Consider the following 20,747-nt stretch of genomic DNA (forward strand, 5'->3'; position numbering starts at 1 on the left):
CTTAATTAACTGTAATGCAAATTTAAAAATTAGCGTGATTATTTCAAATTAAAAGCTTAGCTGTGCACGTAAAGATTTGTTATTTTAGCCACAATATTAAATAAGATTGATGAAAAGCCATGATTAACCTCACCAACAAAAAGATTGTACTCGGTATTAGCGGTGGTATTGCTGCTTATAAATGTGCAGAACTAGTAAGACGATTAAAAGATAGTGGCTGTGAAGTAAAAGTGGTTATGACTGAATCAGCCAAGCACTTTATAACACCATTAACCATGCAGGCAGTTAGTGGAGAAACAGTCTCTGACTCACTACTAGACCCTTCCGCTGAAGCTTCAATGGGGCATATTGAATTTGCAAAATGGGCTGACTTAATTTTAGTCGCCCCAGCTACCTGCAATATTATTGCAAAAATGGCAGCTGGCATTGCTGATGACTTACTAACAACGTTACTGCTAGCAACGCCTGCAAAAGTAGCTGTAGCACCAGCCATGAACCAGCAAATGTATGCACACGCAGCAACACAAGCTAATTTAGCCACATTAAAAGCGCGTAACGTTCTTATTTGGGGCCCGGGTAAAGGTGAGCAAGCTTGTGGTGATATAGGCGCTGGACGCATGTTAGAGCCATATGAGCTAGTTACGCTATGTACTGCAAAAGAGCAATCGCAATTACTTGCAGGAAAAACAATTACAATAACAGCAGGCCCAACGCGTGAGCCTCTCGATCCGGTTCGTTTTATATCAAATCACAGTTCAGGTAAAATGGGTTATGCACTTGCAGAAGCCGCTTTACAACTGGGCGCTCAAGTTAATTTAATTTCAGGCCCTGTAACTATAAAAGCCCCAACTGGCGTAAACCTTATTAATATAGAAAGTGCTGAGGAGTTATTAACTGAATCGCTTACTTATGCACCGCAATCAAATGCATTTATAGGTTGCGCTGCCGTAGCGGATTATCGAACTGCAGAAGTTGCGACTCAAAAAATGAAAAAGCAAGGCGACGAACTTACACTTACCTTAACTAAAAACCCTGATGTAATTGCAGCGATTGCTAATCTTAAACAAAAACGCCCTTATACTGTTGGCTTTGCGGCCGAAACTCAACATGTAGAAAGCTACGCTAAGGGTAAACTAAAAAATAAAAATCTCGATATGATTTGCGCTAATGATGTATCACAAAGTGGCTTAGGATTTAATTCCGATCATAATGCTTTAACTCTATACTGGCATAATGAACAACTAGAATTACCGATAGCAAGCAAAACAGAAATAGCATGCAAGGTGATCGAACAGCTAGCTAAACATCTATAAAAGGCTGGAAACAAACTGAATAAAACATTAACATAAGCCATTCATTTGAACAAAAAATGATTAGGGTTCTTAACTGCGCCACTAAGAATAACTAATAAAAAAGGAATGTTCATGCCTGCGACAAAAAGAAGTAATCGCAAAGAGCAAATACTGCAAGCACTCGCACAGATGTTAGAAACTAATTTAGGGCAACGCATCACTACAGCAAAACTAGCAGCTGAGGTGGGTGTATCTGAAGCTGCGCTATACCGTCATTTCCCTAGCAAAGCGCGTATGTTTGAAGGCTTAATCGAGTTTATTGAAGACACCCTTTTATCTCGTATAAATATTATTATTGAAAACGAAAAAGAAAGCCAAGCGCGTATTTATAACATTCTCTTATTACTTTTAACCTTTGCTGAAAAAAACCCAGGTATTACCCGTATTTTAACTGGCGATGCTTTACAGGGTGAGCAGGATCGTTTACGCGAGCGCGTACAAAGCTTGTTTGAAAAGCTAGAAACTCAGTTTAAACAAGTACTTCGTGAACGTAAATTACGTGAAGGTAAAAACTTTCAAAGTGATGAGCTTACACTTGCAAATTTTTTACTTGCCTACGTTGAAGGTAAAATGAATCAGTTTGTACGTAGCGACTTTAAAGCAAGGCCAAGTGTTCAATTTGAAAAACAATGGCTTGAGTTGCAAAAAATTTGGCTGTAAATATTAGTCAACTTTATAATTAACTTTGCTTAAAAAAACGACCTTTTGGTCGTTTTTTTATATCTCTATGTTACTTATCTCCCTAGCCTGCTACCTGTCTGATCTAGTCGAAATATAAACAAAACTCGTTACAATAAATTAATGTTAAAAAACGAGATGCAATAATGAATACAAAGCTCACCCTATTAAGCTCCGCGCTCATTGCTAGCTTAGCTAGCACGACAATCTATGCAAAAGACGCATTACAATTTAAAGATGTATTTAGTTTTAAATCAGCTAAAAGCACGCAACTATCTGACAATGGTCAAGTACTCACTTTTAGTGCAACGCCGTATCGTGGGAATGCAACCGGCCAAGTTTACTCACTACAAAGCAATACACTCATCGCAGAAGTGGAGCGCGGCATTAAGCCTCATATTAATAAAGCCGCTAACTGGGTCGCTTTTACACAAGTACCTACCTTACTTGAAAAAGAAACAACCAAAAAAAAAGATACCCTTAAAAACAACCTGGTACTCGTAAACACACAATCGGGTGCTCAACAAAGCTTTGCTGATGTAAAAGATTACACATTATCCGATGACGGTATGTGGCTTACTTATCGTTTGAATAAAAAAGACGATGGCGCAAAAGTAGCAGATAAAACCGATAGCGCTATCACGCCCGACAAAAAAGATAAGAGCTATCCGCTTGTTATCGTAAATTTATCTGATAAACGCAGCCACTCAATAGAAAACGTATTTAGCTACGCTATTAACTCAGCTAACAGCCAGCTATTAGTGAGTCAAAGTTACAGCGATGGTAATAACAACCAAATAGCGTTAATTGAGCTAAGTGACTTTAATAGCAGCGTATTAATTGATGAACCGGGCGTAATCGCAAATAAAATAGCGTGGCACCCCACTGACAATATTGCAGCATTTACATTGGGTAACTATGTAAATGATGACACGCGTCGCCGAAGCTACACTTTACAACTATACAAAAACGAAAAGCTTTTAACTATAGATTCACCTGATAAAACCTGGACTTTAGGTAAAACAGCCACCCTTGAGTGGTCTGAAAATGGCGAGCGTTTATATTTTGAAAACCATCCAAAGCTTGCCGCTAAAGTAGAAACTAAAGAATATACCGACGAAGCTTCATTGTACGACCTTGACACCATTCGTGAACACAAAGGTCTTAATATATGGCACAACAAAGATGCGCAAATAAAACCGCGTGAAGAACAGCAATGGAACGAAGTTAACAAAAACCGCCATTACAGCGCGGTATACCACGTTAACTCGCAAAAAGTGGTACAACTAAGTACCACTAATATGCCAGAGGTTGTACTAAACCCTGAGCGAGATGCCTCTTTACTTGGATCATCTAACATTCCCTACCTAGAAAAAATAATGTATGGCGGTTTTTTTGCTGATTACTTTGCAGTAAATATAAATACCGGTAAACAAACGCCAATTATAAGTAACTATCCGTTTAGACCGAGCCTTGCCCCTAATGGTGAGTTTGCGGCTTATTTTAGCGATAGCCAAATACAGCTAAAAGATTTAAAAAAGAATAAAGTAACATCGCTTACAAAAGCGATTCAAGCAATCTTTGCAGATGACAAGCACGACTACCCATCGACTCAACCTGGCTACGGTTTTGCTGGTTGGATGATCGATAGCAGCCAAGTGCTTGCTTATAGTAAATACGATATTTGGGCGTTTGACGTAAAAACGCAGCAAGCTAAACGCTTAACTAATGGTAAGCAAAGCAACACGCAGTACCGTGTTATTAAACTCGATAAAACCAAAGTAGGCTTTAAAAAAGGCGATACATTACTTGTCTCTGCTATTAATTTACAAACTAAACAAAGCGAAGTGGCAAAGCTCGACTTAACCACTAACACAATAACCAAAGTGCTTAGCGGTAATAAACGCTTTGATATGATTAAAAAGGCCAAAAAGGCTGACAAATACTTATTCACCTCGCAAACTTATAGCCAATTTCCTGATTACTACCAAACAGGTGTTAGCTTTAGCTCACCAAAAAAAGTGACTACCCTAAACCCAAAAATTAGTAATTTTGCCTGGGGGAAAAAGCCAGAACTAATAAGCTATAAAGGCTTTGATGGTGAAGATTTACAAGGCGTGTTAATAAAACCAGCGGGCTATAAAAAAGGCGATAAAGTACCTGTAGTTGTATATTTTTACCGTTATATGAGCCAGCGTATGTTTGATTTTCCAAAAATGGAATTAAACCACCGCCCTAACTTCCCTATGTTTACCTCAAACGGTTATGCGGTATTTTTACCTGATATTCGTTTTGAAATAGGTCACCCGGGTAAATCGTCAACGCAAACGATGATAAACGCCACCCAAAAATTAATAGATTTAGGCATAGCCGACCCAGATAAAATAGGCTTACAAGGTCACTCTTGGGCAGGTTATCAAAGTGCATTTATGATAACCCAAACAGATATGTTTAAAGCAGTTGTATCAGGTGCACCAGTATCAAACATGACAAGTGCTTACAGTGGTATACGTTTAAAATCGGGCCTTGCTCGTCAATTTCAATACGAAACAGGGCAAAGCCGTATTGGCAAAAATTTATTTGAGGCGCCAGAACTTTACATACAAAACTCACCAGTATTTTTTGCAGACAAAGTTAACACGCCTATTTTAATCATGTCTGGCGACAAAGATGATGCGGTACCTTGGCATGAAAGCGTACAGTATTACCTAGCGCTACGTCGTGCAGGAAAAAACGCTACATTTTTACAATACGAAGGGGAACCACACCACTTGAAAAAATTTCCTAATCAGGTCGATTTTTCAGTGCGTATGATGCAGTACTTTGATCATTACTTAAAAGGCAAACCGGCTGCTAAGTGGATGTTAGAAGGTGAAGTGTTTATACAAGAGTAAATATGTTTTTGTATGTGATCAGTAGATTACTTAGCCATAAAAAAACCGCGTATTAAACGCGGTTTTTTTAATCAAAAATTAAAGACCTGCACGCTCTTTAATCACAGCAATAAGAGGTGAACCAGCGTAATTACCTTCAGCCCAAGTTATATCTGCGCCATCAGCTAGTGAGCTTTTAGACAAGTTTTTAACAATGTACTCACCTGTATCTACTGCACTACTAGCAACCGCATGACGTAGTAAGTTATTACCATTGCATAATACAGCATCGTAGATATTACGTATTTTCACACGTGAACTTTTAAGCTTACTACGTAAACGGTTTTTATCATCCGCTGCAATGTATTCACAAATAGATACAGCTAACTGGTCTTCAGCATTTGCAGGTGCTGTATACGAAAATGAACCAGCTGCAACTGCAGCAATAACAACTAGTTTTGATAATTTAAACATGACAGACCCTTTATGGTACTTTGTTACTATATGATTGGTTAATATTGTACCAACCTACTTAGAATTCTGCAATATTGTTATTATACTTTATACAAAGTTACGAATTTATAACTATGTTTATTTTTTTCATCTGGTTGTTTATTTTCTTCATCTTTTACCTGCCAAGATGCTACATTTTGATAGTCAGGAAACTGCGTATCACCCTCAACATCTAAATCTATAAAGGTTAAATATAAACGTTCTGCCTTCAATAAGAATTGCTCATAAATATTACCGCCACCGATAACCATTACTTCCTCTTCATCACAAACCAGTTTTAATGCGGCCTCAGGAGTCGATACAGCTTCTATACCATCAACCTGATATTCGCTATTTCGAGTAATAATTATATTACGGCGTCCAGGCAAAGGACGTCCGATCGACTCAAATGTTTTGCGTCCCATGATTACCGGCTTATCCATTGTAACTTTTTTGAAGTGCTGTAAATCTGCCGGTAAATGCCAAGGCATTTTATTATCAAGGCCTATTACGCGGTTATTTGCCATTGCAGCAATCATTGAAATTATCATATCTAACACCTAGTACTTTATTACTAAACAAAGAAAAAGGAGCATCAGCTCCTTTTTAATAAATTCTATTTAATTAACGCTCGTAGACAACTTCTACATCGTAATCATCTTCATCCCAGTCATCCCAATCATCATCGTCACCTTTACCTTTGGTGGCTTTTTCATGATAGGTATCCCACTTAAATTCAACTTCTTCATCTTCAACCTGTACAAATTTCTCTTTAGGCATGCTATCAAGTAGTGTCATTATGTTGTGGATTAAAGGTTGAGTATTAAGTTTATTAATTGCTGAAATGTGATAAATATTTTCAGTTTCACCCAGTTCTTCTGCAATCGCTTCGCATAGCGCTTTCGCTTCTTCTTCAGGTAATAGATCTATCTTATTAAAAACTAACCAGCGCGGCTTCTCAGCAAGTTTAGGGCTGTATTGGTGTAACTCATTAATAATGGCAAATGCATTATCTACAGGGTTAGAACCATCGACTGGCATTACATCAATAATATGCAATAACACACGACAACGCTCTAAATGCTTTAAGAAACGAATCCCTAAGCCTGCACCATCAGATGCCCCCTCAATCAACCCAGGTATATCAGCTATAACAAATGATTTGTTTGCTTCTGGGCGCACAACTCCTAAATTAGGAATAAGCGTCGTAAATGGATAATCAGCTACTTTAGGGCGTGCTGCCGATACACTACGAATAAACGTAGATTTACCTGCATTTGGCAAGCCAAGCAAGCCTACATCGGCTAATAGTAGTAACTCTAATTTTAAGTTACGTACTTCACCCGGAGTACCTAATGTTTTTTGACGAGGTGCTCGGTTAGTACTTGATTTAAAACGTGCATTCCCCAAGCCGTGGAAACCACCTTTTGCAACCAAAATTCTTTGACCATGTTGAGTTAAATCACCTAGTCCCTCTTGGGTGTCAACATCCATGATACGTGTACCAACCGGCACCATAACAAACAAATCGTCGGCTTTTTTACCTGTACAGTTACGGCTTCGACCGTTAGTACCACGTTCAGCTCTGTGAAAGCGCTCAAACTGATAATCAATTAGGGTATTTAAGTTTTCATCAGCTTGTAGATAAACACTACCACCGTCTCCACCGTCACCACCATCAGGTCCACCATCAGGTACATATTTTTCACGACGGAAAGACACAATGCCGCTGCCACCGTCTCCAGCTTCTGCACGGATTTCTACTTCATCTACAAACTTCATGATTACTCACTTTAGGGATTGGCTTGTTTAATAACTCTATTATATACCCAAGCCAACGCAAATGCAGGCTTGGGTATATATTTGACTGTATTACAAAACAAAAAACCCCGCAAAGGCGGGGTTTTTAACTACCTTACTGATTACTCAGCTACAATAGTTACGTATTTACGGTTTAAAGGACCTTTTTGTTCAAATTGAACTTTACCATCTGCTTTTGCGAAGATAGTGTGGTCTTTACCGATACCTACGTTTGCGCCAGGGTGGAAACGAGTTCCACGTTGACGAACAATGATGCTACCCGCTAGAACTGATTCGCCACCAAAACGCTTAACACCTAGGCGTTTGCTTTCTGAATCGCGACCGTTACGAGTACTACCAGCTGCTTTTTTATGTGCCATTTCTAAGTACCTCTAATTAAGCGCTAATGCCAGTGATTTTAACTTCAGTGAACCATTGACGATGGCCCATTTGCTTACGAGAATGCTTACGGCGTCTAAATTTAACAACCTTAATCTTCTCACCGCGACCATGTGAAACAACCTCAGCTGTTACTTTACCACCGTTTACGAACGGTACACCGATCTCGATCTTCTCACCATCAGCAACTAAAAGTACTGAATCAAATTCTACTGCCGCACCAGTTTCAACGTCTAATTTTTCAAGACGAATCGTTTGACCTTCAGTCACACGATGCTGTTTACCACCACTTTGGAAAACCGCGTACATAATTAACTCCGTCTGTGCGCCCTCAAATCGACGCAACTAAAATATTCTTCGATAGGGCGCGAAGTTTACGCTAACGCGAAATAACTAGCAAGCCTATTTTGTAATTAAAATGAATAAAAAGTAGCTGCATTGAGAGCAATTCAATATTTCCTCCATTTTATATTAATTAGCCCCTTTGCCAAGCGCTTTTTAAGCTTAAACTAAAATTATTTCACGTAAGGAAACAGACTGTCTACAGTGCAATTACTAATCATGAGAGATGTTGTATCTTGTTCATAAATCAAACAGGCTTCTAAGCTAATTCAGCCTAAATTAAGTACTTTAATAGTGTTTTTTCAATCAATCGTCACAAAATATCGAGCTAGTGCATTTTTTGTTGTACAATCTGCGCCGTTCACACATAAAAATTGGCTCGGAGATCAATGGATATAAAAGCTATCCAGGCGTTAATCGAAAGCGATATGAATGACGTCAATCAACTAATATATGCCCAAATGCGTTCAGATGTCGCGTTAGTAAACCAACTCGGTTTATATATTGTTAACAGCGGTGGTAAGCGCGTGCGCCCAATGCTGGCAATTTTAGCAGCCAGAGCCTTAGGCTATCAGGGTAAAGATCATATTACACTTGCAACTATCGTTGAGTTTATTCATACAGCGACACTTTTACACGACGATGTTGTAGATGAATCTAATTTACGACGTGGTACGCCAACAGCAAATGCTGAGTTTGGAAATGCAGCAAGTGTATTAGTAGGTGACTTTATTTACACTCGCTCGTTTCAGCTTATGGTTGGGCTTGGGAAGATGCAGGTTATGCAAGTACTTGCTGATGCAACAAATATCATTGCTGAAGGTGAAGTATTACAGTTAATGAACTGCAATGACCCAGATACAACTGAAGCCAGTTACATGCAGGTTATTTATTCTAAAACGGCTAAATTGTTTGAAGCAGCAACTGGCCTTGCCGCCATTATCACAGAGCAAGACCAAGCGACACTTGAAGCACTTAATTTATACGGTATGCATTTAGGCACCGCTTTTCAGCTTGTTGATGACGTACTTGATTACAATGCAGATGCTGATCAACTAGGTAAAAATATAGGTGATGATTTAGCCGAAGGTAAGCCAACTTTGCCACTTATATATGCAATGCAGCATGGCAATGCACATCAAACACAATTAATTCGTGATGCTATTGAACACTGTAATGGTATGGAGCATTTAGAAGAAATTTTATCTACGCTCAAACAAACTAATGCGCTTGAGTTTACAATGCAAAAAGCAGAGCTCGAAGCCGATAAAGCGATTGCTTGCTTAGACTTTTTACCTGAATCTGAATATAAACAAGCATTAGTTAGCTTAGCCCGCATAGCCGTTGACCGCGATCATTAATCTTAGCTAACCTCTTAATATAGATTAAGAGTAAATAAATCTCGAGCCACAAAAAAGCCTGCAAATGCAGGCTTTTTAATGCTCAATTGGCTATTACGCCATGAAATCAACACCTTCTTTGATGTCTTTTTTCAGTGTTTCAAGCATATCGTTTTTAGCTTTCTCTTCAAATGCGCTTAGCTCGCCGTAAGAAAGAATCTCTTCTACGCCGTTTTTACCTAAACGTACTGGGTGAGCAAAATACTCTGCATCGCCATTTTCAACAGCAACATAAGCGTAATCTACAACTTCTTCACCTTGTAGGCCTTTAACTAAAGACATACAAAAACGAGCTGCTGCAGCACCCATAGATAGCGTAGCTGAACCACCGCCGGCTTTAGCATTTACAACTTCAGTACCCGCATTTTGGATACGAGGAGTAAGTGCAGCAACTTCTTCATCTGTAAAGCTTACACCTTCAACTTGAGAAAGTAGAGGAAGAATAGTTGTGCCTGAGTGACCACCAATTACTGGTACTTTTACAGTTGCTACGTCAACGCCTTTAAGTTCAGCAACAAATGCTTCTGAACGAATAACGTCAAGTGTAGTAATACCAAATACGCGTTTAGCGTCGTAAGTACCTGCTTTTTTGAATACTTCAGCAACGATTGGAACTGTACCGTTTACTGGGTTAGTAATAATACCTACTAACGCTTTAGGACAGCTGGCAACAATGCCTTCTGCTAAAGTTTTGATGATGCCAGCATTTACATTGAATAAATCTGCACGATCCATACCTGGTTTACGTGGCATACCCGCTGGGATAAGAACGATGTCAGAGCCTTCAAGCGCTTTGTTTAATTCATCTGCGCCAAAGCCTGCTACTTTAACATCTGTTGGGATGTGAGAAAGGTCAACCGCAACACCTGGTACTACTGGTGCAACATCATAAAGTGATAATTCAGAGCCAGCTGGTAAGCCTGTTTTTAATAATAAAGACAACGCTTGTCCGATACCGCCTGCAGCACCTAATACAGCAACTTTCATTGGAATTCTCCGTAATTTGAGGTAGGAAACATTTGTGGCTCTTAAGATAATGAAATTAGCGACTAAAAACAAATTTATCCTGCCTATTTTTAGATATTTTCGACCATAGTTGTAAACATTGGTGGTTTATCGCATCAAACTGGCAAGTTAACTAAACAACTGCTGCATAATTATTCATTTTTGTGTAGAATTTGCATTATAAATAACAAAAATGAATAAAGAGCATGCAACCACAAGACAAACAAGAAGCACTGGTAAAAGCATTTAAGGCGCTTTTAAAAGAAGAGAACTTTGGCTCTCAAGGCGAAATAGTTGATGCGTTAAAAGAACAAGGCTTTGACAACATAAGTCAGAGTAAAGTATCACGCATGTTAAGCAAATTTGGTGCTGTGCGCACACGTAATGCAAAGCAAGAAATGGTTTACTGTTTACCTGCTGAAATGGGGGTGCCTACTGCTAAGAGTCCATTACGTCAATTAGTAATAGACATCATGCACAATGAAATGATGATCATTATTCGTACTAGTCCTGGTGCAGCACAATTAATAGCACGATTATTAGATTCATTAGGTAAAGCTGATGGGGTATTAGGAACTATTGCCGGCGACGACACTATTTTTATCGCCCCTGCAAAGATCTCTGAAATAGACGTGACACTAGAGCGCGTGCGTATTTTATTTGATACGGTTTAAAGCTGCTTTAAAAAACCAATTGAGGGTGCAAAAAACGCAGACCCCATATCGGCTTGAGTAAAATCAAGCCAATGATCATAACACTCCCCTGTCCCTAAGCGACTCGTAAGTATTTTTTCAAACGCACTACCCGATGCAGAGCAAGTAATACTTAGCATTCCTTGCTCGTAAACATCGCCATAAGGCATGCTTTGATTGAGTAATAGCGCATGACCATTTTCATCTTTTAATTCACTTCGCGATGCATGACTAGTCCTAATAGCTGGCTCAACTAGTGTATTATCTAAACGCGTACGCCCCATAATTCGCTCTTGCTCGCTCAGTGATAAGTGCTGCCATACAGTTAAGTCGTGTTTAAAACGCTGCACATGAATATAGCTGCCCTGATCTTCAAAACTATTTGGCTTATTAACTAACGCAGTTGCACGCTTTTGCCTGCCATGTGGCGTGTTGCCTCCATAAATAAAACCGTTAAAGTCACGACCATCTAAAAAGCGAAAGTTACGAATTTGCTCCACCAGCTCAACATCAGGGGCAAATAACTTTAAAATTTGTAGTGCAAATAAATGGTTAACGTCTTCTCGGTCTGAGCGTATTTGAATAAATAAGTCACATGGCTGGGCACTCATAACAAAATCGCTATGGTTTATATTAGGAAAGCTTTGTAGTTCGCTAGGGATATATTCGGGCAAAATATGCGGCCAATACTGCGCGCCAATTGCAACCATACAAGAGAGCATAGCTTCAGAAAATTGATCGCTAAACTCTTCTTCAATAGCGCTTACTTGTTTTAATTTTGCGCGCAGTGATTCATCTTGAGCGTCAAATACATTAAAAAATAAGTGCAAACCATGTAAGTTTGCCTCAGCACAAATCCCAGACTGCGCTTGCGCCATTATTATTCCTTAGCTTTTTATATAACACAGCGAATAGCACATTAATTATGATTCGAAAAAATTCACTGTGTGAGGTTTTATTTTTATAATAACCTGTTCATTTTTCTCAAATGACTGGCCATATTGTGCAGCAACTTCAATTTCTTGCTCTGCAACTACAATACTATAAACATAAGCAGAGCCAATAAATCGACGACTTAAAATAGTAATAGCTTGGCTGTTTTCATCGCAATTTTTACACGCTAACTCTATTTGATGAGGGCGAATATATAATTGCCCATTTTTAGCTTTATGCGTATGCGCAACTTGCGATTTAACGACACCAAACGCCGTATTATATTCAGTTGCTGTTAATGCTTGTGCGTCTAAGTATATGCCCTGACCCAGAAACTCTGCAACCTCCTTTGACTTTGGCATAGCAAAAAGCGCTTCTGGTGAGCCCTGCTGGGCAATTTTACCTCGATGCATAATGGCAAGCGTGTCTGAAAAAGCAAAGGCCTCTTCTTTTGAGTGCGTAACGAATACAGCTGACACTTGCTGCGTTTTAATAATGCGACGGATATCAGCAATAAGCTCAAAACGCACTTGCGTATCAATATTAGAAAAGGGCTCATCGAGCAATAATAAACTAGGTTTATAAGCCAGTGCCCGCGCTATAGCTACACGTTGCTGTTGCCCACCAGAAAGCTGATGTGGAAAACGTTTTGCACAACCAGTTAAGTGCACCAACTTAAGCATTTCTTCAACACGCGCGCGCTTTTGCTCTTTATTTATTTTGTTTAACCCAAAGGCAATATTATCGGCCACTGTAAGGTGCGGAAACAACGCATAATCTTGAAACATCATTCCTATATTACGATGCTCTGGTGAGACAAACGACTTCTCGTCGCTTACAAGCTTACCATCTATAAATATACTACCTTGATTAGTCTCAATTAACCCTGCAATTACTTTTAATGTTGTTGTTTTGCCACAGCCACTAGCGCCAAGTAAGCACACTATTTCATCCTTGCCAACCGTTAAATCTAAATTATGCAGCACTTGCGTGGCACTGTAGTGATAGCTCACGCCTTGTAAAATTAAACTACTCATTTAACTGCGCTGCTCCATAGAACGGTTAATAAAATACAAAGGTATAAACCCAACAATAACAATAAATAATGCAGATATAGATGCAAGCTCTAATTGCTCATCACTCACGTACTGAAAAACATGTGTTGCTAAACTTTCAAAGTTAAAAGGTCGTAACAGCAAAGCTGCAGGCAATTCTTTCATGCATTCAATAAACACTAATAACGCAGCGGTCAGTAATCCTCTTCGTAACAAAGGTAAATGCACTAAACGCAGTGTTTGCCCTAAACATTTACCCATAGATTGGCTGGCCATATCGAGCGAGGGGCTGATCCGTACAAAGCTTGATTCTATAGCACCATGAGCAATAGCATAAAAACGCACAACATAAGCAAGTATGATAGTTAAAATACTGCCTGTAAGTAATAGCCCTATATCTAAGTTATAAGGTTCTAGCGCTGTATTAATCGAGTTTTCTAGTAAAGTAAGCGGCAGTAGCACCGCAATTGCAAGCACAGTACCGGGTAGCGCATAGCCTGTACTTGCTAACCGACCTGGTATTAAAGGGTATGTTTGTTTAGCTACGCGTTGATAAAACACCACAAAGATACTCAATACAATAGTTGCAACACTCACTATTGCTGCCACTTTTAAGCTTTGCCACGCGTAACTAAAAAATTCGATATTCCATGCCTTATCAAAGTAAGTAATTGCATAACTTAAAAGCACAGCAATAGGAATAATAAACGCAAGGATTAAAATAGCACTACAAAATAATGTAGCTAACCATGCTGACTTACCTTTTAGAATATATAACGACTCACTATTAACACCTGATTGGCGCTCAAACACGGCTTGCTTACGGCGACTAAAGCGCTCGGCCATTAATGCTAAAAATAGAAGTAGCAGCATGACACCCGATATTTTAGCGGCCGCTGTAAGTGAGTAATAACCAAACCACGTATCGTATACGGCGGTTGTTAATGTACTCACGGCAAAATAACTCACTGTTGCGAAGTCAGCCATGGTTTCCATACTAATCAGTGCAAGTGCCGCGACTATAGCCCCGCGCGAAAGCACTAAACTTACCCTAAAAAAGCTTTGCCAAGGAGACAAGCCCATTAGTTGACTCGCTTGCACTAACTTAAATGACTGTTCACGAAGAGCCGTTTTAAAGATTAAAAACAAATATGGGTAAAGCACTAAGGCAATCATGACTATTGCACCAGGTAAAGTGCGTATATCAAAAAACCAATAATCGTTAGGGGATTGCCAGCTAAACCACTCTCTAAGGGCTATTTGAACGGGGCCTGCGTAATCAAGTAAGTCGGTATAAACATAAGCAATTATGTAGGTTGGCATGGCAAGAGGCAGCATAAGTGCCCATTCAAATTGCTTTTTACCAGGAAAGTGACAATACGCAGTGAGCCAACCAAGCGGCAGAGCAATGGCGCAGCTAAGTACACACACACCAAAAACAAGTAGTACCGTATTTAAAATATAATCCCACAGCACTGTATCCCAAAGGTGGGAAAATACCTCAGAGTCGCCTTGTAAGGATTCAAATAATAGGAAAAACAATGGGGCCGACAGCATTAAGCCTGTTGCCCACGCAAATAGCTGCCATTTCGACAGCTTAAATTTAGCATTCATTAAAGGTCGAATTTCACCTCATCAATTAGCTTAAGTGCTAACGGACGGTATTTACTAATTTCATCAAGTGGCAAACTGTCTTCTTTAAAGCTACCCCAAGAGGCAACCAATCTTGATAATTCAACACCCGACTTAACTGGATACTCCATATTTAATGAGGCATACATGTTTTGTGCTTTGTTGTCGGTCATATACTCTATGAGCTTTAGTGCGTTTTCAGGGTTTTTAGCATATTTGGTAATAACCGCACCCGATACATTTATGTGTGAGCCACGATTAACTTGATTCGGAAAGTTAATATTTACGGCCTCTGCCCAACCTTTTTGTTTTTTATCTTCTAGCATTTTGCCAAAGTAGTAACTATTACCTAATGCCAAGTTACACAAACCTTCTTTAACAGCTTTAACTTGAGCACGGTCGTTACCTTGAGGCTTGCGTGCTAAATTAGCCTTAACACTTTCAAGCCACTCTTTGGTTTGCGCTTCACCATGGTGTGCAATCATCGAAGCAACCAAGCCAAGGTTATAAGGGTGCTTACCAGAGCGGGTACAAATTTGCCCCTGGTATTTAGGGTCTGCTAAATCTTCATAAGTCAGCTCAGGTAATGCCCCAACTCGCTCTTTAGATGAATACACATTACGCACACGCTTTGTAAGAGCAACCCACTGGCCATCACCGTCACGAAAAGCGGCTGGAACATTATTATTTACACTGTCACTTTTTATAGTTTGTGTTAGTTTTAAATCTTCTAATTGAATAAGCGCACTAAAATTAGATGTTAATACTAAATCAGCTTTACTGTGCTTTCCTTCGCGCTTTACACGCTCAATTAGCCCTTTTTTAGCAAAAACAACGTTGGTTTTAATACCAGTTTGTTTTGTAAAGTCGTCTAAAATTGGTTGAATTAGAAATGGCTGACGAAAAGAGTAAATATTAACCACATCGCTTGCCAAGGCTGGCATAGACGTAATTAACCCCAAGCACAGTGCTAAAGCTTTCTTCATTACTTCACCTAAATAGCAATTATTATCAAAGAATTCTATCGTGTTAAGCTAAAAAGTGCACACTTTAAATAAATGTAAATATGTGAATAACGCCCAAAAAGGAAATGCGGTGTAAGAGATGTCTTACAGATATGACAGCTAATGAGTAAAAAATAAGATAAAAAACAACCAAAAAACACTTAAAACATTGAATTTCAGTGAATTTATTTTCATTCCTATTACAAAAAAACTAATTAAATGTAGTTTTATCTCTATTTTAGCTGCTCTATTGCACTATACTTTATACATTAAATAAGCAATGACGCTTATTGAGTAAAAGGAAATAGACTACTTACTCAACCAACCAATGATTAGGTTATAAGGACAACACGAATTTTAGGACAGGCTCAGGATGAGTATCACAACGCAATGTTGTAAAAAGGACAGCGTCAGGAAGATGCGAAAAGGATAACAACAAGGTTAGGTTGTTCAATAGGATGTTGAAGGAATAAAAGGACAGGCCTTTTAAGGCAACACAATGGATTGGTTAGAATAGGGATACACTAGGAAGTGTAATTAAGGATTTGGTAATAGTATTTACCCTACAGGATGTTAGGAGTTTAAGGATACAGGCCCAAATGGTCTACATTACATAGAACTAAAAAGTAATATAGTAATAAACATGGATTAGTAAAAATTGGAGTTGATTAAATTCAATTGCAGGATGCAGAAAATTAGAAGATTCCGCAAGCGCGCCTAGAGATAGAGCGCGCTTTTCTTTTTCTAAAAATAGCAGTTTAGCTATTCTGGTCTACCTTCATTTCGCTTACCTAATAAATACGCATCACGAAACTTAATAAAATGCTGTTCTAATTTAGTAGATGCATCCATTTCACCCGCAAGGGCAAGCACCATAATGCCAACCTCAGCGGTACCAAGTTGATGTGCATGCGGCGCTACACGTAAACGATAATCAGATAGTTTATCTGCGGTTACAGAGAGTACAGGCAAGTTATCAAGGTATGGGCTTTTACGGATCATTTTTTTAGCTTCTCGCCACGTGCCATCAAGAAATATAAATAATGGTTTTTTACCCGGTGTAACATTTACATCTGTTACAGCCCTTCCCTCTTGCACATCTTCGGCTGGAAACACCACCATAGGTTGATATTGCGGATCATTAATTAAAGCTAAAAGCGCAGGATCAGGATCTGTTCTATCCCATCTAAATGCGTAGTTATCAGGTATTATTTCAGCAATTAAACGCCCAGTATTTGAAGGCTTAAAGCTTTCATTATGATACATCAATAAGCACACAGCAGCGTCGCACTTTGCTTGCTCTGCATCATCACAAATACAGTAATGCTTGGCTATTAAACACTGCTCACAACGGTTCATTTTACCGCCTCGGGCATTAAACTCGCGACGTGATTCGCTAATTTGCTGAGCACGTAATGCCAGTACGGAGTTTTTAATAGAGTTGGCCACAGTGATTAATTACCTTAAATTTGATCGGCGCGTATTGTAGCGCATTGCAAAGTGTAAACCCACGTCCGCAAAATAAAAAACCCAGCTAAGGCTGGGTTTTTAAAAAACTAAATTAAAAAGTTAAATTACTTTTTCTTTTTAACCGCTTTTTTGTTTGGTAAATCAGTGATCGAACCTTCAAAAATTTCAGCTGCAAGGCCAATAGACTCGTTCAATGTTGGGTGAGCATGAATAGTAAGTGCTAAATCTTCACCGTCTGCGCCCATTTCAACTGCTAAGCCGATTTCGCCAAGCATTTCGCCTGCGTTAATACCCACCATAGCACCACCGATTATACGGCCACTGTCTTTATCAAAGATAAGCTTAGTAGAACCTTCGGTACGAGCAGATGCAATTGCGCGACCTGATGCTGCCCAAGGGAATACCGCAGTTTCAATACTTAAGCCTTGCTCTTTTGCTTCTTTCTCAGTAACACCTACCCAAGCGATTTCTGGGTCAGTGTAAGCAATTGAAGGAATACATTTAGGATCGAAGAAGTGCTTCTGACCAGAAATAACTTCAGCAGCAACATGGCCTTCATGTACCGCTTTATGCGCAAGCATAGGCTGGCCAACTAAGTCACCAATCGCAAAAATGTGGTCTACGTTTGTTTTAAGTTGCTTATCAACATTAATAAAGCCACGCTCATCAACATTCACACCTGCCTTATCAGCATCAAGCAAGTTACCGTTAGGCGTACGGCCTACTGCAACAAGTACTTTGTCGTAACGTACTGGTTCAGCTGGTGCATTTTTACCTTCAAATGTGACATATAAGCCGTCTTTTTTCGCTTCAACGCCAACAACTTTAGTTGAAAGCATAACATTGAATTTTTTGCTTACATATTTCTGATAAATCTTGATGATATCTTTATCAGCAGCCGGTACTAATTGGTCTGCAAACTCAACAACATCAATGTCAGAACCCAATGCGCGGTAAACAGTCCCCATTTCAAGGCCGATGATACCACCGCCTAAAACAAGTAGCTTCTCTGGAATGTCTTTAAGTTCTAATGCACCCGTTGAATCAATTACACGGTCATCTTCTGGGATGAACGGTAAGCTTACAGGTTTAGAACCCGCAGCAATAATTGCGTTATCAAACGTAATAGTTGTTGTGCCGTCAGCACCTTCAACGTCTAAAGTGTTGCTGCCAGTAAACTTACCGTAACCTGGTACAACTTTAACTTTACGCATCTTAGCCATGCCGTCTAAGCCACCAGTAAGCTGGCCAACAACCGACTCTTTCCAAGAGCGAATTTTGTCTAAATCAATTTGCGGAGCGCCAAAAGTAACACCGTGAGATGACATTTCTGCAGCGTCATCAATCACTTTAGCCACGTGTAAAAGTGCTTTTGAAGGAATACAACCAACATTAAGACATACACCACCTAATGTTTCACGAGATTCTACTAATGTAACTTCTAAGCCCAAGTCAGCAGCACGGAAAGCCGCAGAGTAACCACCAGGACCACCACCTAGTACAACAACTTGAGTTTTTAATTCGTTGCTCATGCTATTACCTTAATTGTTTGAACGGGACACAGCCCTAAAATTTAACTGCCATGTTTCTGCATGGGCAGAAAACCAGAGCAATTCACAAATAGTGCAAAGATTGTATCATTGCATATAGTAAAAATCCCAGCTAAAAACAACTGGCTGGGATTTGATTTTGTTCATATTGTAGCGATTACATCACTAATTGACGAATATCACTCATGTAGCTAGCAAGCGTTGCTGTAAAGCGTGCTGCTAGGGCACCGTCAATCACACGATGATCGTACGACATAGACAGCGGAACCATTAGTTTTGGTTCAAAGTCTTTACCATTCCACTTAGGTTTCATTTCAGATTTAGATACACCTAAAATAGCAACCTCTGGTGCATTAACAATCGGCGTAAATGCCGTACCGCCAATACCACCTAAGCTTGAAATAGTAAAACAGCCACCTTGCATATCAGACGACGTTAATTTACCTTCACGCGCCTTTTTAGAAATATCCATTAGCTCGCGAGATAGTTCCATAATGCCTTTTTTGTCCACATCTTTAAATACAGGAACAACTAAGCCATTAGGTGTATCTACCGCAACACCAATGTTAATGTATTTCTTAAGAATCAAGCTTTCGCCATCCTCAGACAGTGACGAGTTAAATGTTGGGAATTCAGCAAGTACTTTTGCCGCTGCTTTCATCACAAACACAAGTGGTGTGATTTTAACACCCAGTTTTTTCTTCTCGCTAAGTACATTTTGCTCTTTACGGAATACTTCGAGGCTTGTGATATCAGCTTCATCAAACTGTGTAACATGTGGGATTTGTACCCAGTTACGGTGTAAGTTTTTACCTGAAAGCTTTTGTATACGCGATAGTTTTTTCTCTTCAATTTCGCCAAATTTAGCAAAATCTACTTTCGGCCAAGGAATTAAACCAAGTTCACCACCGCCCGCATTACCTTTACCAGCAGGTAATTGGCCTGACTCAACTTGCTTAACTAAGTTTTTAACGTAGTTTTGCACGTCTTCTTTAACTACGCGGTTTTTACGGCCTGAGCCTTTAACGTTTGCTAAGTTAATACCAAACTCACGCGCTAAACGGCGAACAACTGGCGATGCATGTGCATATGCGTTGTTGTTTTCAAAGCTTTCATTACTTGCTTTCTCAGCTTTAGGAGCTGGCGCAGACTCTGCTTTTGCAGGTGCGGCAGCTGGCTTTTGCTCAACAGGTGCTGAAGCTTGTGCAGGTGCGCTACCCGCCACTTCAAATACAAACACAAGTGAGCCAGTTTTAACTTTGTCGCCAGTGGTTACTTTAATTTCTTTAACAGTGCCTGCAAACGGCGCTGGTACTTCCATTGCCGCTTTGTCGCCTTCAACGTTTAAGATAGATTGCTCTTCTTCAACCGTATCGCCAACAGCAACCATAATTTCAGTTACTTCAACTTCATCATCGCCAATATCAGGCACGTTTACTTCTTTTGTGCTTGGCTGTGTGCTTTGAGCAGCTTCTGCTGGTGCAGATTCTTGCTTAGGTGCATCTGATGCAGGAGCACTTGAACCGGCAACTTCAAAAACAAACACTAAAGAGCCTGTTTTTACTTTGTCGCCTTCGGTTACCTTGATCTCTTTTACTGTACCGGCAAAAGGTGCAGGTACTTCCATAGATGCTTTATCGCCTTCAACACTTAAAATTGACTGCTCTTCATCTACGCTGTCACCAACAGCAACCATGATTTCTGTTACTTCAACTTCGTCGTCACCAATATCTGGTACGGTTACTTCTTTAGTTGAAGAACCTGAAGCTTCTGCTGGTGCAGATGCCTCAGTTTTAGCTGGCGCTTCTAGCTCACTTTGTGAACCTGACTCTTCGCCTTCAAAGATCATGATTAACGAACCGGTAGTGACCGTGTCGCCTTCACTTACTTTAATTTCTTTTACTGTACCTGCTTGCGCAGCAGGTACTTCCATTGAGGCTTTGTCGCCTTCAACGGTTAGTAGCGATTGGTCAACATCTACTTTGTCGCCAACACTTACTAAAATTTCGGTTACTTCTACGTCATCGCCACCGATATCTGGTACATTAATTTCAATACTCATTTCAAACC

Annotated in this window: 18 protein-coding genes; 5 read left to right on the forward strand and 13 right to left on the reverse strand. The window is 39.7% G+C overall.

Translation table 11 applies throughout. The annotated features are described in order from the left end of the window. Window positions 1-119 precede the first annotated feature (119 nt). From coaBC to V6260_RS05915, 3 genes are all read left to right on the forward strand, one after another. Window positions 120-1,313, forward strand: a complete 1,194-nt coding sequence (coaBC, locus tag V6260_RS05905) for a bifunctional phosphopantothenoylcysteine decarboxylase/phosphopantothenate--cysteine ligase CoaBC (RefSeq protein WP_341593123.1) — start codon at window positions 120-122, stop codon at window positions 1,311-1,313. 111 nt (window positions 1,314-1,424) lie between these two features. Continuing rightward, window positions 1,425-2,012: a nucleoid occlusion factor SlmA gene (gene slmA, locus V6260_RS05910; protein WP_341593124.1), complete on the forward strand. Its 588-nt coding sequence runs from the start codon at window positions 1,425-1,427 to the stop codon at window positions 2,010-2,012. A 164-nt stretch (window positions 2,013-2,176) separates the two neighbouring features. Next, complete coding sequence (locus tag V6260_RS05915) at window positions 2,177-4,924, forward strand: S9 family peptidase (RefSeq protein ID WP_341593125.1); 2,748 nt, start codon at window positions 2,177-2,179, stop codon at window positions 4,922-4,924. Between the two features lie 78 nt (window positions 4,925-5,002). On the opposite strand, the gene V6260_RS05920 is transcribed toward V6260_RS05915, so the two are convergent. The 5 genes from V6260_RS05920 to rplU all read right to left on the reverse strand — a co-directional run bounded on the left by V6260_RS05920 (window position 5,003) and on the right by rplU (window position 7,903). Then, a complete protein-coding gene (locus tag V6260_RS05920; RefSeq protein ID WP_341593126.1) occupies window positions 5,003-5,377 on the reverse strand; it encodes a DUF3718 domain-containing protein in 375 nt (124 codons plus the stop codon). An 80-nt stretch (window positions 5,378-5,457) separates the two neighbouring features. Continuing rightward, on the reverse strand, window positions 5,458-5,946 hold the full coding sequence (gene folA, locus V6260_RS05925) for a type 3 dihydrofolate reductase (RefSeq protein WP_341593127.1): 489 nt from the start codon (window positions 5,944-5,946) through the stop codon (window positions 5,458-5,460). A gap of 73 nt (window positions 5,947-6,019) precedes the next feature. Beyond that, the gene (gene cgtA, locus V6260_RS05930; RefSeq protein ID WP_341593128.1) at window positions 6,020-7,177 is read right to left on the reverse strand and encodes an Obg family GTPase CgtA; all 1,158 of its coding nucleotides are present in this window, start codon (window positions 7,175-7,177) and stop codon (window positions 6,020-6,022) included. Between the two features lie 140 nt (window positions 7,178-7,317). Continuing rightward, complete coding sequence (gene rpmA / locus V6260_RS05935; RefSeq protein WP_008114963.1) at window positions 7,318-7,575, reverse strand: 50S ribosomal protein L27; 258 nt, start codon at window positions 7,573-7,575, stop codon at window positions 7,318-7,320. Window positions 7,576-7,591: 16 nt separating this feature from the next. Beyond that, window positions 7,592-7,903 carry a 50S ribosomal protein L21 gene (gene rplU, locus V6260_RS05940; protein WP_004587921.1) on the reverse strand — a complete coding sequence of 104 codons (312 nt, stop codon included), beginning with the start codon at window positions 7,901-7,903 and terminating at the stop codon, window positions 7,592-7,594. Between the two features lie 422 nt (window positions 7,904-8,325). Between rplU and ispB the strand changes: the two genes are divergently transcribed. Beyond that, window positions 8,326-9,297, forward strand: a complete 972-nt coding sequence (ispB, locus tag V6260_RS05945; RefSeq protein ID WP_341593129.1) for an octaprenyl diphosphate synthase — start codon at window positions 8,326-8,328, stop codon at window positions 9,295-9,297. 93 nt (window positions 9,298-9,390) lie between these two features. Here the strand turns inward: ispB and mdh are convergent, their stop codons facing one another. Next, window positions 9,391-10,323, reverse strand: a complete 933-nt coding sequence (mdh, locus tag V6260_RS05950; protein ID WP_341593130.1) for a malate dehydrogenase — start codon at window positions 10,321-10,323, stop codon at window positions 9,391-9,393. Window positions 10,324-10,547: 224 nt separating this feature from the next. Here mdh and argR point away from each other — a divergent pair, with 224 nt between their 5' ends. Then, a complete protein-coding gene (argR, locus tag V6260_RS05955; RefSeq protein WP_304182617.1) occupies window positions 10,548-11,015 on the forward strand; it encodes a transcriptional regulator ArgR in 468 nt (155 codons plus the stop codon). Here the strand turns inward: argR and V6260_RS05960 are convergent. The 7 genes from V6260_RS05960 to aceF form a co-directional block, all read right to left on the reverse strand. Next, window positions 11,012-11,911: a Dyp-type peroxidase gene (locus V6260_RS05960; protein ID WP_341593131.1), complete on the reverse strand. Its 900-nt coding sequence runs from the start codon at window positions 11,909-11,911 to the stop codon at window positions 11,012-11,014. The genes argR and V6260_RS05960 overlap by 4 nt on opposite strands. 45 nt (window positions 11,912-11,956) lie before the next feature. Next, entirely contained in the window at window positions 11,957-13,003 is a 1,047-nt protein-coding gene (locus V6260_RS05965; protein WP_341593132.1) for an ABC transporter ATP-binding protein, read from the reverse strand. After that, the gene (locus V6260_RS05970) at window positions 13,004-14,635 is read right to left on the reverse strand and encodes an iron ABC transporter permease (protein ID WP_341593133.1); all 1,632 of its coding nucleotides are present in this window, start codon (window positions 14,633-14,635) and stop codon (window positions 13,004-13,006) included. Further along, window positions 14,635-15,639: a Fe(3+) ABC transporter substrate-binding protein gene (locus V6260_RS05975; RefSeq protein ID WP_341593134.1), complete on the reverse strand. Its 1,005-nt coding sequence runs from the start codon at window positions 15,637-15,639 to the stop codon at window positions 14,635-14,637. Before V6260_RS05975 ends, V6260_RS05970 begins: the two co-directional genes overlap by 1 nt. 780 nt (window positions 15,640-16,419) lie before the next feature. After that, on the reverse strand, window positions 16,420-17,094 hold the full coding sequence (locus V6260_RS05980; RefSeq protein ID WP_425355703.1) for a tRNA-uridine aminocarboxypropyltransferase: 675 nt from the start codon (window positions 17,092-17,094) through the stop codon (window positions 16,420-16,422). Between the two features lie 137 nt (window positions 17,095-17,231). Then, window positions 17,232-18,659, reverse strand: coding sequence for a dihydrolipoyl dehydrogenase (lpdA, locus tag V6260_RS05985; protein ID WP_341593136.1), 1,428 nt, complete (start codon window positions 18,657-18,659; stop codon window positions 17,232-17,234). Between the two features lie 175 nt (window positions 18,660-18,834). Further along, window positions 18,835-20,739, reverse strand: coding sequence for a pyruvate dehydrogenase complex dihydrolipoyllysine-residue acetyltransferase (aceF, locus tag V6260_RS05990; protein WP_341593137.1), 1,905 nt, complete (start codon window positions 20,737-20,739; stop codon window positions 18,835-18,837). Window positions 20,740-20,747: the final 8 nt, after the last annotated feature.

It is taken from the genome of Pseudoalteromonas aliena, from assembly GCF_038155085.1.
Taxonomy (GTDB): domain Bacteria; phylum Pseudomonadota; class Gammaproteobacteria; order Enterobacterales; family Alteromonadaceae; genus Pseudoalteromonas; species Pseudoalteromonas aliena_A.

What these genes read in the sequence shown, in the direction of transcription:
- coaBC (WP_341593123.1), top strand. Translation starts at nt 120, where the DNA reads ATGATTAACCTCACCAACAAAAAGATTGTACTCGGTATTAGCGGTGGT.
- slmA (WP_341593124.1), top strand. Translation starts at nt 1,425, where the DNA reads ATGCCTGCGACAAAAAGAAGTAATCGCAAAGAGCAAATACTGCAAGCA.
- V6260_RS05915 (WP_341593125.1), top strand. Translation starts at nt 2,177, where the DNA reads ATGAATACAAAGCTCACCCTATTAAGCTCCGCGCTCATTGCTAGCTTA.
- V6260_RS05920 (WP_341593126.1), bottom strand. Translation starts at nt 5,377, where the DNA reads ATGTTTAAATTATCAAAACTAGTTGTTATTGCTGCAGTTGCAGCTGGT.
- folA (WP_341593127.1), bottom strand. Translation starts at nt 5,946, where the DNA reads ATGATAATTTCAATGATTGCTGCAATGGCAAATAACCGCGTAATAGGC.
- cgtA (WP_341593128.1), bottom strand. Translation starts at nt 7,177, where the DNA reads ATGAAGTTTGTAGATGAAGTAGAAATCCGTGCAGAAGCTGGAGACGGT.
- rpmA (WP_008114963.1), bottom strand. Translation starts at nt 7,575, where the DNA reads ATGGCACATAAAAAAGCAGCTGGTAGTACTCGTAACGGTCGCGATTCA.
- rplU (WP_004587921.1), bottom strand. Translation starts at nt 7,903, where the DNA reads ATGTACGCGGTTTTCCAAAGTGGTGGTAAACAGCATCGTGTGACTGAA.
- ispB (WP_341593129.1), top strand. Translation starts at nt 8,326, where the DNA reads ATGGATATAAAAGCTATCCAGGCGTTAATCGAAAGCGATATGAATGAC.
- mdh (WP_341593130.1), bottom strand. Translation starts at nt 10,323, where the DNA reads ATGAAAGTTGCTGTATTAGGTGCTGCAGGCGGTATCGGACAAGCGTTG.
- argR (WP_304182617.1), top strand. Translation starts at nt 10,548, where the DNA reads ATGCAACCACAAGACAAACAAGAAGCACTGGTAAAAGCATTTAAGGCG.
- V6260_RS05960 (WP_341593131.1), bottom strand. Translation starts at nt 11,911, where the DNA reads ATGGCGCAAGCGCAGTCTGGGATTTGTGCTGAGGCAAACTTACATGGT.
- V6260_RS05965 (WP_341593132.1), bottom strand. Translation starts at nt 13,003, where the DNA reads ATGAGTAGTTTAATTTTACAAGGCGTGAGCTATCACTACAGTGCCACG.
- V6260_RS05970 (WP_341593133.1), bottom strand. Translation starts at nt 14,635, where the DNA reads ATGAATGCTAAATTTAAGCTGTCGAAATGGCAGCTATTTGCGTGGGCA.
- V6260_RS05975 (WP_341593134.1), bottom strand. Translation starts at nt 15,639, where the DNA reads ATGAAGAAAGCTTTAGCACTGTGCTTGGGGTTAATTACGTCTATGCCA.
- lpdA (WP_341593136.1), bottom strand. Translation starts at nt 18,659, where the DNA reads ATGAGCAACGAATTAAAAACTCAAGTTGTTGTACTAGGTGGTGGTCCT.
- aceF (WP_341593137.1), bottom strand. Translation starts at nt 20,739, where the DNA reads ATGAGTATTGAAATTAATGTACCAGATATCGGTGGCGATGACGTAGAA.